Origin of the sequence: Bradyrhizobium sp. WD16, assembly GCF_024181725.1 — a bacterium.
GTDB lineage: Bacteria > Pseudomonadota > Alphaproteobacteria > Rhizobiales > Xanthobacteraceae > Bradyrhizobium_A.
Genome location: NZ_CP028908.1, coordinates 549788 through 562095 on the forward strand (window position 1 = coordinate 549788; position 12308 = coordinate 562095).

At 67.8% G+C, this 12308-nt stretch carries 13 protein-coding genes; 7 read left to right on the forward strand and 6 right to left on the reverse strand.

What is annotated here, in order from left to right; all coding sequences use genetic code 11:
* Positions 1-155 precede the first annotated feature (155 nt).
* From DB459_RS02565 to clpS, 4 genes are all read right to left on the reverse strand, one after another.
* Complete coding sequence (locus DB459_RS02565) at positions 156-488, reverse strand: XRE family transcriptional regulator (protein ID WP_253711401.1); 333 nt, start codon at positions 486-488, stop codon at positions 156-158.
* Positions 478-843 (reverse strand): type II toxin-antitoxin system RelE/ParE family toxin, encoded by a 366-nt coding sequence (locus DB459_RS02570; protein ID WP_253711402.1) that lies wholly within the window; start codon positions 841-843, stop codon positions 478-480. The genes DB459_RS02565 and DB459_RS02570 overlap by 11 nt, the downstream gene beginning before the upstream one ends.
* 322 nt (positions 844-1165) lie before the next feature.
* Positions 1166-2017 (reverse strand): SDR family oxidoreductase, encoded by an 852-nt coding sequence (locus DB459_RS02575; RefSeq protein WP_253711403.1) that lies wholly within the window; start codon positions 2015-2017, stop codon positions 1166-1168.
* A gap of 100 nt (positions 2018-2117) precedes the next feature.
* Positions 2118-2423 carry an ATP-dependent Clp protease adapter ClpS gene (clpS, locus tag DB459_RS02580; RefSeq protein WP_253711404.1) on the reverse strand — a complete coding sequence of 102 codons (306 nt, stop codon included), beginning with the start codon at positions 2421-2423 and terminating at the stop codon, positions 2118-2120.
* Positions 2424-2574: 151 nt separating this feature from the next.
* Here clpS and DB459_RS02585 point away from each other — a divergent pair, with 151 nt between their 5' ends.
* The 7 genes from DB459_RS02585 (at position 2575) to DB459_RS02615 (ending at position 9944) form a co-directional block, all read left to right on the forward strand.
* Positions 2575-4236: an ABC transporter substrate-binding protein gene (locus tag DB459_RS02585; protein ID WP_253711405.1), complete on the forward strand. Its 1662-nt coding sequence runs from the start codon at positions 2575-2577 to the stop codon at positions 4234-4236.
* Between the two features lie 141 nt (positions 4237-4377).
* Entirely contained in the window at positions 4378-5331 is a 954-nt protein-coding gene (locus DB459_RS02590) for an ABC transporter permease (protein WP_253711406.1), read from the forward strand.
* Between the two features lie 10 nt (positions 5332-5341).
* A complete protein-coding gene (locus DB459_RS02595; RefSeq protein WP_253711407.1) occupies positions 5342-6229 on the forward strand; it encodes an ABC transporter permease in 888 nt (295 codons plus the stop codon).
* 1 nt (position 6230) lies between these two features.
* Entirely contained in the window at positions 6231-7322 is a 1092-nt protein-coding gene (locus DB459_RS02600; RefSeq protein ID WP_253711408.1) for an ABC transporter ATP-binding protein, read from the forward strand.
* Positions 7319-7528: a hypothetical protein gene (locus tag DB459_RS02605; RefSeq protein WP_253711409.1), complete on the forward strand. Its 210-nt coding sequence runs from the start codon at positions 7319-7321 to the stop codon at positions 7526-7528. The genes DB459_RS02600 and DB459_RS02605 overlap by 4 nt, the downstream gene beginning before the upstream one ends.
* 20 nt (positions 7529-7548) lie before the next feature.
* A complete protein-coding gene (locus DB459_RS02610; RefSeq protein ID WP_253713744.1) occupies positions 7549-8964 on the forward strand; it encodes an amidase in 1416 nt (471 codons plus the stop codon).
* Entirely contained in the window at positions 8961-9944 is a 984-nt protein-coding gene (locus tag DB459_RS02615; protein WP_253713745.1) for an ABC transporter ATP-binding protein, read from the forward strand. The genes DB459_RS02610 and DB459_RS02615 overlap by 4 nt, the downstream gene beginning before the upstream one ends.
* A 161-nt stretch (positions 9945-10105) precedes the next feature.
* Here DB459_RS02615 and DB459_RS02620 read toward each other — a convergent pair whose 3' ends face one another.
* Both DB459_RS02620 and DB459_RS02625 read right to left on the reverse strand, forming a co-directional pair.
* Entirely contained in the window at positions 10106-10786 is a 681-nt protein-coding gene (locus tag DB459_RS02620) for a DUF2848 domain-containing protein (protein WP_253711410.1), read from the reverse strand.
* Positions 10787-10852: 66 nt separating this feature from the next.
* Positions 10853-12166: an MFS transporter gene (locus DB459_RS02625; RefSeq protein WP_253711411.1), complete on the reverse strand. Its 1314-nt coding sequence runs from the start codon at positions 12164-12166 to the stop codon at positions 10853-10855.
* Positions 12167-12308 lie beyond the last annotated feature (142 nt).

Consider the following 12308-nt stretch of genomic DNA (forward strand, 5'->3'; position numbering starts at 1 on the left):
ACGCGGGCCCCGCCCAGACCGTCCATCCTTCGAGGCGCGCCACTGCGCGCACCTCAGGATGACGGCGAACAGCAATCAACTCCCCTTGACGAGGTCCGCAAACGCCGTCGTGCTGTGGCGTAGAAATACTTGCAATGGCGGTTTCCATGTAGGTTTCAAGCGCGCTCCTTCTCGTTGAGATCGGAGAAATTCTTGATCTTGACGGTGTGATCGGCGAAGCGCGCCACGATCTCCAACTCGCCGCCCATTGCCTCGATGAAGCGGCGCAGCGTGCTCACATACATATCCGTCCGCTTCTCGATCTTGGCGACCGAGCCTTGCCCGATCTGGAGCGCCTGCCCGATCTCTTCCTGCGATAGCTTCAAGGCGCGGCGCACCTCGGCGAGGTCCATTTCCTCGCCGAGACGCTGCGCCTCGGCCTCCGCCTTGGCCAGTGCCTCGGGCGACATGCGGGCGCGAAGCTCCGCGAAGGAACGCCTACCGGCCATCGTCTTTCTCCTTATCCAACTCGGCCAGATGCTCGTCGTAGAGCCTGTCGGCTATCGGGATCATCCGGTCGTAGAACCTCTTGTCGCCGGTCTTGTCTCCGCCGATCAGCAAGATCGCCATGCGGCGCGGATCGAAGGCGTAGAACACCCGCAAGGGCTTGCCGCCGCTCTGCACACGCAACTCCCGCATGTGGGCATGGCGAGATCCGCTGATGCCGCTTGAATAGGGAAACGGCAGGTTGGGACCGCGCTGCTCCAGCTTGCGGACATGAGCGTCGTTGCTGATCTGCTCGGCTTCGGCGAGCGTATCCCACCAGCCGCCGAACTCGTCGGTATATTCGACCGGCCATTCCATATCGGAATACTATTCCTTGAAATGAATATATGCAAGAGCCCGGGAGCGCGGTCCCAAATTTCAGCTTTCGGACCGTCTAAGACGCTGACGATAATGGCTCCCTATTCGCCTCGGCCAGGCCGACGTGACGCTGACGCGGCGCTGGCTCGATGAGCGAGCGAAGGTCGCCGCGGTGGCGTGAATCCCGCGTCATCCTGAGGTGCGAGGCCCGCCGCACATCGTGCGCGCGCTGAGCTTTGAGGGATGAACGCGGGCCCCGCCCGGGCCGTCCATCCTTCGAGGCGCGCCACTGCGCGCACCTCTGGATGACGGCGAATAGCAATCAACTCCCCTTGACGAAGTCCGCAAACGCCTGCGCGTAGTCCGGATGCCAGCGCGACAGCGCCGGCCGGTTCTCGATGATGTCGCCGGCCGCCCACAGGATGCGGCGCTCGTCGAGCCGCCGCGGCACGTCGTTGTCCGGGCAGAGGATGTAGAAGTCGCCGGCCTCGAGCCGCTCCAGCATGAACTCCACGGTCTGCTCCGGCGTCCAGGCGGCGGCCGGTTTCTCGCTGCGGCCGCTGGCGGTCAGCGGCGTGAAGACGAAGCCCGGAATGAGCAGATGGGCGCTGAGGCGACAATCCTTCGTCGAGCGCAATTCGTGCTGCAGGGCTTCGGTGAAGGCCTTCACGCCGGCCTTCGACACGTTGTAGGCGGGATCGCCCGGCGGTGTGGTGATGCCCTGCTTGGAGCCGGTGTTGATGACGAGCCCCGGCCGGCCGCGCGCGATCATCCCCGGCACGAAGACCTGCGTGCCATTGATCACGCCCCACAGATTGACCGCGAGCACGCGCTCCCAGTTCTCGCGCGGACCGAACAGCTTGCTGCCCGGCTGCACGCCCGCATTATTCATGAGCACATCGGTGCCGCCGAATTGGTCACTCACCATTGCGTCCAGTTGTCGCAGATGCTCGATACGGCCGACATCGCAATTGACATGCCTCACCGCGGCGGCGCCGTCGGGCGCAATCGCGGCGATCTGTGCTGCGGCCTGCGCGAGCTTTTCCTCGCCGAGATCGGCGATGCAGATCCGCAGTCCGCGCCGCGCGAAAGCCTTGGCCGCGGCAAGACCGATGCCGGACGCGCCGCCGGTGATCACCGCGACAGAACCTGCGGACAAGGCGGGATGAGGCATGACGACACTCCTGTTCGTTCAGTGAAGAGATGGTGAAACGCTGCATAGCCGGCGCGACCGGCGAAAGCACGGCGGCCGCGAGCCGCGTTACGGATGGCGGCTATTCCTCGGGCTCGGTGGTGAAGAGCAGCGGATAACCCTTGGCGCGGCCGGCTTCCGTGGCGCGCGCCGCCTTGGTCTCGGCGACGTCGCGGGCATAGACGGCGACGACACAGGCACCGAGCCGATGCGCCGTGATCATCACCCGATAAGCCTCCTCCTGCGTCATGCGGAATTCCGCCTTGAGGACCATGGTGACGAAGTCGCGCGGGGTGAAGTCGTCATTGATCAGGATGACCTTGTACAGCCGTGGCCGCTCGACCTGCGGCTTCGTCGTTGTGCGCGGCCTGGTGACGACATCGCTCATCGCCTCGTTTTTACCCCTCTTATCCCCGGACCCGGGACTTGGCGGCTGCGAAAAGAAGCGGCAGAGCTCACCATGACGACGCTGCGGATGGCACAAGCATTGCATACAAGATGCCCAGACCTTCGCTAATGGCTCAGAGGACGTGGGACATATGTTCAAACAGTTCAAGACCTTCGCTCATGGCTGCAGCTTTGCCGCGCTGCTCACGATCGCGGCAGCGGGCGCGCCGGGCTCCGCTGGAGCCGAGACCGTCCTGCGCATCGCCATGACCGCCGCGGATATTCCGCGCACGCTCGGCCAGCCGGATCAGGGCTTCGAAGGCAATCGCTTCACCGGCCTGACCATGTACGACGCCCTCACCCTGTGGGACCTGTCGTCGGCGACCAAGGCGAGCACGGTCATTCCCGGCCTCGCCACCGAATGGGCGGTCAACGCCGACGACAAGACCAAATGGACCTTCAAGCTGCGCCCGGGCGTCACCTTCCATGACGGCTCGCCGTTCAACGCCGATGCGGTGGTGTGGAACGTCGACAAGGTGCTCAGGCAGGACGCGCCGCAATACGACGCCAGCCAGGTCGGCGTCACCGCCTCGCGCATGCCGACGCTGAAGTCGGCGCGCAAGATCGACGACCTCACCGTCGAATTGACCACCAAGGAGCCGGACAGCTTCCTGCCGATCAACCTCACCAACCTGTTCATGGCGAGCCCGGCCAAGTGGCAGAAGCTGTTCGACGCCGCCCAGGGCGCGGACGCCAAGGCCAAGGCCGCCGCGGCGTGGGACGGCTTCTCGCGCGACGCCTCCGGCACGGGTCCGTGGAAGATGGCGCGCTTCGTGCCGCGCGAGCGGCTCGAACTCGTCAAGAACGAGAGCTACTGGGACAAGGCGCGGGTACCGCATGTCGACCGCATGGTGCTGCTGCCGGTGCCGGAGGCCAATGCCCGCACCGCGGCGCTGCTGTCGGGGCAGGTCGACTGGATCGAGGCGCCGGCGCCGGACGCCGTCGCGCAGATCAAGCAGCGCGGCTTCGTCATCCAGGCCAACGAGCAGCCCCATGTCTGGCCGTGGCAGTTCTCGCGGGTCGAAGGCTCGCCCTGGAACGACATCAGGGTGCGCAAGGCCGCCAATCTGTGCATCGACCGCGACGGCATGAAGGACGGTCTTCTCGGCGGCCTGATGGCGCCGGCCACCGGCACGGTCGAGCCCGGCCATCCTTGGCGCGGCAATCCGACCTTCCAGATCAAATACGACCTCAAGGCGGGGCAGGCGCTGATGAAGGAGGCCGGCTTCGGCCCCGACAAGAAGCTCAAGGTCAAGGTCCAGACCTCGGCCTCGGGCTCGGGCCAGATGCTGCCGCTGCCGATGAACGAATATCTGCAGCAGGCGCTGTCGGAGTGCTACTTCGACGTCCAGCTCGACGTCATCGAGTGGAATACGCTGTTCACCAACTGGCGGCGCGGCGCCAAGGATCCGAGCGCCAACGGCGCCAACGCCATCAACGTCACCTATGCCGCGATGGATCCGTTCTTCGCCATGGTGCGCTTCCTGCAGTCGGGCATGGCGCCGCCGGTCTCGAACAACTGGGGCTACATCAACAACCCGAAGTTCGACGAGCTGGTCGCCAAGGCGCGCCAGACCTTCGAGCCGGAGGCCCGCGACAGGGCGCTCGCCGAACTCCATGCCGCCTCCGTCGACGACGCCGACTTCCTCTATGTCGCCCACGACGTCGGCCCGCGGGCGCTGTCGCCGAAGATCAAGAACTTCGTCCAGCCCAAGAGCTGGTTCGTCGATTTCTCGCCGGTCACCTTGCAGTGACACGCAGGATGCACGAGCGGCATCGCGCGCCGCCCGTGACGCCATCGGCTCACCCGGCGCACCGCGCCGCCGGGTGAGCGCCTTCTCAAGTTGTCAATGACGCCGCGTCTCGACCAGCGTCGCAGTTCATAAGGTAACCGGGTGCTCGCCTATATCTCGCGCCGCATCGTCTACGTGATCCCGATCGTCATCAGCGTCGCGCTGGTGTGCTTCCTTCTGGTCCATCTCGCGCCGGGCGACCCGCTGGTGGCGGTGCTTCCGGCCGACGCCTCGCAGGAGCTCGCGGCGCAGCTGCGCGCCGCCTACGGCTTCGACCGGCCGCTGCCGGTGCAGTTCGGCCTGTGGGTGTGGAAGGCGCTGCACGGCGACCTCGGCACCTCGATCGCCACCGGCCGGCCGGTGCTGTCCGAGGTGATGCGCGCGGTCGGCAACACCATCATGCTGGCGCTCGCCGCGGCATTGATCGGCTTCACGCTCGGCCTCGCCTTCGGCCTGCTCGCCGGTTATTTCCGCGGCCGCTGGATCGATCGCCTCGCCACTGCGGTGGCGGTCGCCGGCGTCTCGGTGCCGCATTACTGGCTCGGCATCGTGCTGGTCATCGTCTTCTCGGTGCAGCTCAACTGGCTGCCCGCGGTCGGCGCCGGTCCCGGCGGCTCCAGCGACTGGGCCTGGGACTGGACCCATCTGCAATTCCTGGTGCTGCCGGCATTGACCACCGCCGCCATTCCCATGGGCATCGTCACCCGCACCGTGCGGGCACTGACCGGCGACATCCTGTCCCAGGATTTCGTCGAGGCACTGCGCGCCAAGGGGCTGCGCGAGACCGGCGTCTTCCGCCACGTGCTGCGCAACGCCGCGCCCACCGCCATGGCGGTGATGGGCCTGCAGCTCGGCTACATGCTCGGCGGCTCGATCCTGATCGAGACGGTGTTCTCCTGGCCCGGCACCGGGCTCCTGCTCAATTCGGCGATCTTCCAGCGCGACCTGCCGCTGCTGCAGGGGACAATCCTCGTGCTGGCGCTGTTCTTCGTCTTCCTCAACCTTCTCGTCGACATCGCCCAGGCGTCGATCGACCCGCGCATCAAACGCAGCTGAGGACCCAGCCATGAGCAGCCTCGGCGAACCCGCCGTCCCCGCCATCGCCGCCGCCCCCGGCCGCGGCTACTGGAGCAACGTGCGTCGGCGCCTGACGCGCGACAAGGTGAGCATGGCCTGCGCGCTCATCCTCCTCCTCATCCTGTTCGGCGCGCTCGCCGCCCCCTGGCTCGGCCTCGCCGATCCCTATCAGGGCTCGATGATCCGCCGTCTCAAACCGATCGGAACGCCGCATTATCCGCTCGGCACCGACGAGCTCGGCCGCGACATGCTGGCGCGACTGATCTATGGCGGCCGGCTGTCGCTGCTCACCGGCATCCTGCCGGTATGCCTCGCCTTCATCGCCGGCACCTCGCTCGGGCTGCTCGCCGGCTATGCCGGCGGCAGGATCAACACCGCGATCATGCGCACGGTGGACGTGTTCTACGCCTTCCCCTCGGTGCTGCTCGCCATCGCGATCTCCGGTGCGCTCGGCGCCGGCATCGTCAATTCCATCGTGTCGCTGACCGTGGTCTTCATCCCGCAGATCGCCCGCGTCGCCGAAAGCGTCACCACCTCGGTGCGCAGCCTCGACTTCGTCGACGCCGCCCGCGCCTCCGGCGCCGGACCGATCACCGTGATGCGCGTCCACATGCTCGGCAACGTGCTCGGCCCGGTCTTCGTCTACGCCACGGGGCTGATCTCGGTGTCGATGATCCTCGCCTCGGGCCTCTCCTTCCTCGGCCTCGGCACCAAGCCGCCGGAACCGGAATGGGGCCTGATGCTCAACACCCTGCGCACCGCGATCTACACCAACCCGGTGATCGCGGCGCTCCCCGGCGCCATGATCTTCACCGTCTCGATCTGCTTCAATCTGCTCAGCGACGGATTGCGCGGCGCCATGGACATCAGGAACTGACATGACCAATCCTGATATGGCCAAGGCCGCGGGTCGCCTTCCCCCGCTGAAAGATCTCGGCGGCGCCGCCCAGCCGCTGCTCACGGTGCGCGGCCTGACCAAGCACTTTCCGGTGCGCGGTTCGATGTTCGGCGAGCGCAAGACCGTGCGCGCCGTCGACGACGTCTCCTTCAGCGTCGGTAAGGGCGAAACCGTCGGCATCGTCGGCGAGTCCGGCTGCGGCAAGTCGACGACGGCGCGGCTGCTGATGCACCTGATGCCCCATGACGCCGGCGAGATCCTGTTCGACGGCATGGCGATCGGCAGCGACCTGACGCTGACCGAATTGCGCCGCGGCATGCAGATGGTGTTCCAGGACAGCTATGCCTCGCTCAATCCGCGGCTGACCATCGAACAGTCGATCGCCTTCGGCCCCAAGGTGCACGGCATGGCGGGCGCCCAGGCCCGCAGCCTCGCCCGCGACCTGCTCGGCAAGGTCGGGTTGCGGCCCGAGGTCTTCGCCGACCGCTACCCCCACGAGATTTCCGGCGGCCAGCGCCAGCGCGTCAACATCGCCCGGGCGCTGGCGCTGTCGCCGCGTCTCGTCATCCTCGATGAAGCGGTCTCGGCGCTCGACAAGTCGGTCGAGGCCCAGGTGCTCAACCTGCTGGTCGACCTGAAGCGCGAGTTCGGCCTCACCTATATCTTCATCAGCCACGACCTCAATGTCGTCCGCTACATTTCCGACCGCGTGCTGGTGATGTATCTCGGCGAGGTGGTGGAGCTCGGTCCGGTGGACGCCCTGTGGGACGCGCCGGCGCATCCCTATACGCGGGCGCTGCTCGCGGCGATGCCGACCTCCGATCCGGACCGCCGCACCGAGCAGGCGCCGATCAGCGGCGATCCGCCGAATCCGATCGATCCGCCGCAGGCCTGCCGTTTCCATACCCGCTGTCCCTTCGCCGAGGCAGTCTGCGCCAGCCTCGCCCCGAAGCTCGCCGCGGTCGACAGTGACGGCCACGAGGTCGCCTGCCACATGGCGGTGCCGGCCTCGGGCCACAGCCGCGCCGGCGAGACCTTCGCCGCGTCGAATTCTGTGAGGAGTGCTCCATGACCGATAAAGCCACGCCACCGCTCAGCGTCAGCGAGGTGGAAATCATGGCCCGTGCCGCCGGATTGCCGGTGGATGAGGCAACCGCGAAGCGCATCGCCACCTCGATCGGCCCCGCCCTCGAAGGCTTTTCGCCGATCGCCGGCACCCTGCCCTTCGATCTCGAACCCGCGAGCTTCACCCGCGTCCAGAACGGAGGCCGGCCGTGAGCGGGACGACGGGCGCAGCCATGAATGCGGATGAACCGGCCCTGATGTCGCTCGCCGAGGTCGCATCCGCGATCGCCGGGCGCAGACTGTCCTCGCGCGAAGCGACGCAATCCTGCCTGTCGCGGATCGCGCGGCTCGATCCGGAGCTCAACGCCTTCATGGCGGTGGACGCCGACGCCGCGCTCGCCGCCGCGGAGGACGCCGACCGGCGGCTCGCCGGCGGCGAGCGTCGCGGCCCGCTCCACGGCGTGCCGCTGGCGCACAAGGACATGTATTACGACGCCGGCCATGTCGCGACCTGCGGCTCGAAGATCCGCCGCGACTTCGTCGCCACCACCACCGCGACCGCACTGCAGCGCCTCAAGGATGCCGGCACCGTCCGGCTCGGCACCTTGCAGATGGCCGAGTTCGCCTATGGTCCGACCGGGCACAACGCCCATTACGGCGCGGTGCATAATCCCTGGAATCTCGCGCACGTCACCGGCGGCTCGTCGTCCGGCTCCGGCGCCGCGGTGGCGGCACGCCTGACCTTCGCCTCGCTCGGCTCCGACACCGGCGGCTCGATCCGCATGCCGGCGAACAACTGCGGCGTCACCGGGCTCAAGACCACTGTCGGCCTCGTCAGCCGCTACGGCGCGATGCCGCTGTCGCAATCCCTCGACACCGTCGGGCCGCTGGCGCGCAGCGCCGTCGACTGCGCGCTGATCACCGGTCTGATCGCCGGCGGCGATCCGCAGGATTTGACCACCAGGCCGGGCCCGGCGCCGGATTACGGCGCCGGCTTGGACACGCCGCTGCGCGGCCGCCGCATCGGCGTGCCGACCGCGTTCTATGTGGACGATCTCGAGGCCGAGGTCGGCCGCGTCCTGGAGGAGACCATCGCCACGCTGCAGCGCGAGGGCGCCGAGATCGTCCGGGTCGAGCTGCCGTCGCAGCCGCAGCTCAGCGCCGCCTGCCAGATCGTGCTCGCCGTCGAGGCCGCCGCCTTCCACAAGCAGTGGATGATCGAGCGGCCGCAGGATTACGGGCCGCAGGTCCTGATGCGGCTGCAGAATGCGCTCGCCATTCCGGCCCTCAGCTATCTCGAGGCGATGCGCTGGCGTGGCCCCTCCCTCGCCGCCCATCTCGACGCGGTGGCCGGCGTCGATGCGGTGCTGGCGCCGATCGCGCCGGTGCCGACCCCGACCATCGAGGAGAGCGACGTCGGCGGCAGGATCGGCGCCGAGGCCGTGATCCAGAAGCTCACCCGCTTCACCCGGCCGATCAATTATCTCGGCCTGCCGTCGCTGGCGCTGCCGGCGGGCGCGACCGCGACCGGCCTGCCGATCGGCATGCAATTCATCGGCCGGCCGTTCGAGGAGGCGACCGTGCTGTCTTTGGGGGCGGCCTTCCAGCGCGCCACCGACTTCCACACCCGGCGGCCGCCATGGTCATGACGAACCTCGTCGAGATCCACAATCTGTCGGTGCGCTTCTCCGGCGAGCGCACCGTGCACGCGGTCAACGATGTCAGCCTGTCGCTGGCGCAGGGCGAGGTGCTCGGGCTGCTCGGCGAATCCGGCTCCGGCAAGAGCGTGACCCTGCGCGCCCTGATGCGCCTGCTGCCGTCCCGCCGCACCGCCATCACCGGCAGCATCCGCGTCGCCGGCAAGGATGTCCTGGCGATGGACGATGCGGCGCTGTCGGACTTCCGCGGTCGCACGGTGTCGATGATCTTCCAGGAGCCGGGGCTGGCGCTCGACCCGGTCTACACCATCGGCGAGCAGATCGCCGAAGCGGTGATGCGCCACGAAGGCGCCAGCCGCGGCGACGCCATGGCCCGCGCGCTGCAGATGCTCGACGTCGTGCGCATCCCTTCCGCCAAACGGCGGCTGCAGTCCTATCCGCACGAGATGTCGGGCGGCATGCGGCAGCGGGCGATGATCGCGCTGGCGCTGGCCTGCAAGCCCAAGGTGCTGCTGGCCGACGAGCCGACCACCGCGCTCGACGCCACCGTGCAGATCCAGATCCTGCTGCTGCTGCGCGAACTGCAGCGCGAATTCGGCATGTCGGTGATCTTCGTCACCCACGACATCGGCGTCGCCATCGAGGTCTGCGACCGCGTCGCGGTGATGTATGCCGGCCAGATCGTCGAGACCGGCACGCTGCGCGACATCGTCCGCCATGCCGTTCATCCCTATCCGCGCGGGCTGCTCACCTCGACCGTGCACGGCGCCCGCCGCGGCGAACGGCTCGACACCATTCCCGGCACGCCGCCGTCGCTCGACGTGGCGCCGACAAGCTGCGCCTTCGCGCCGCGCTGCCGCTTCGCCGAAGCCGTCTGCCGCGAGCGCCTGCCGGCGGCGGTCGAGGTCGCGCCCGGCCATGTCGCGCGCTGCGTGCTGGCGGAGAAGGAAGCGGTGGTGACGGCCGGCTAGTGTCCTGTCTCCGAATTACCGCTTCGTTTGCCTCACCCTCGCACGGTCATTCGGAGACATCGGGACACTAGCAAAATCAAAAAGCTAGTGTGGCTTATGTCTCGCAATTGCCTACAGGGGCATGCCGCCAAGGGCGGAGGCGATTGCGTGACGCCGCCGCCCTACGCCACCACCGGCAGCGGCACGATGTCGTAGCCGTGGCGGATGGTGCGGCCGAGCACCGGATCGGACAGCTCCATCTCGAAGCGATCCGCCGGCCGCACGCCGCCGATGGCACCGAGCGTGCCGCCGAACATCACGTGCCCCGGAGGCAGGACGCCGTCGGTCGCGAAGCGGCCGATCAGGTCGGCAGGCGGGCGAAGCGCCGCCAGCTTGCCGTGCTGGTAGCGCACGCGTTCGCCGGCGATGGTGATCGTGGCGCGCAGCTCGAGCTCGTCCCAGTGCGGCGCGACGTCGTCGAGCCGCCACAACGCGCCGGCGATCGGCTTGCCGCAGAGCTGCTTGGAGAGCGCAACGCCCTGGGCCTCGGCCTTGCGGTCGGTGTGATCGGAGCCGATCGTCACCCATAGCCCGTCGGTGAGGCTGACGATGACCGGTTCGATCTCGCCGCTGGAAGAGGGACCGAGCACCTCGAGCCGCCCGCTCTGGGTCAGCAGGCTCTCCGCCACCCGATAGAACAGCGGCACGCTGGAGGGCGGCGGCACGCCGATGGCGGCGAGCTCCTCGATGTGATGACGAACCGCCGCCTCGTCGCGCGCCGCCCAGCCGGCGATCACCGCAGCCTTGGGCGAGAAGTCCACGGTGCGGGTGGCGGCGCGGCCGTGGCAGGTGAAATGCAGCATGAGTAATTGTCCTTCGTGGTCGCGAAGCCGCCGGTCCGCAACCGGGCCGGCGGCAGGATCGCCGCGTCAGCGGCCCGGCTGGGTGAAGCGGAAGAGGAACACCGCCGCCGCGGCGGTCAGCTCGATCACCGCCACGACGTAGAGGCCGGAGGTCGCGCTGCCGGTCACGCTCGCCGAGATGCCGACGAGATAGGGCGCGGCGAAGCCAGCAAGATTGCCGATGGCGTTGATCAGGGCGATGCCGCCGGCCGCCGCGGTACCGCCGAGCAGCGCCTGGGGGATGGTCCAGAACACCGGGAAGGCGGCGAGGATGCCGATCGCGGCCACGGTGAGCGCCGCCAGCGCGGTGGCGCCGCTGCCGATCAGGGCGCCGGTGGCCGCAAGACCGACGGCGGCGATCAGCGCCGCGATCGAGCAATGCAGCCGCCGCTCGCCGGTGCGGTCGGAATGACCGCCGTTCCATACCATGGCGATGGTGCCGGCGATGAACGGCAGCGCCGCCAGGAGGCCGATCCGCAGCGTGTCGGTGACGCCGGTCTCCTTGATGATCGAAGGCGTCCAGAACGCGATGGTGGCGTTGCCGCTGACGATGCCGAAATAGATCAGCGCGCATAGCCACACCCGCCAGTCGGCCAGCGCCGCCGAAAAGCTGGTCTCGCAGGTGGCGCTGCGCCGCTCGGCGGCGAGCTCGTTCTCGATCGCGGCGGCCTCGTCGTTGGACAGCCAGGTCGCCTCCCTCGGCCGGTCCGGCAACAGGAAGATCACGGCGAAGCCCGCCAGCACCGAGGGGATGCCCTCGAGGATGAACACCCACTGCCAGTTGGCATGGCCGCCGACCCCGCCCATGGTGCTCATGATCAGACCCGCGACCGGCCCGCCGATGATGCCGGCGATGGCGAAGGAGGTCATGAACAGACCATTGATCCGCGCCCGCCGGGCCGCGGGAAACCAGTAGGTGAGGTAGAGCACCACGCCGGGGAAGAAGCCGGCCTCGAACATGCCGAGCGTGAAGCGCAGGATGTAGAACCAGGTCTCGCTCCTGACGTAGGCCATGGCGATGCAGTTGAGGCCCCACAGGATGGTGATGCGGGCCAGCGTCTTGCGCGCGCCGATCTTCTCCAGCAGCAGGTTGCTCGGCACCTCGAACAGGAAATAGCTCAGGAAGAAGACGCCGGCGCCGAAGCCGTAGGCCGCCTCGCTGAGCTTGAGGTCGCTGAGCATGCTGAGCTTGGCGAAGCCGACATTCACCCGATCGATCCAGGCGAGGATGAACAGGAAGACCAGCGCCGGGATCAGCCGCGCGGCGGCCTTGCCATAGGCCCTGGCCCTGAGCGACGGCTCGCCGGCCGGAATTCGCGGATCGTCGACAATGTCCACCATGGCACCCCCTGTGGCCCCTGCGGCCGATGTGATAAGACAGTGAAATATCACTATCCCTACCATCATATTTTTGAAGTTGAAATTGTAATCAGCTATGCAGGGTCGATGCATAAAGGGTGGGCGAATCCGGGCAGCCATGGCG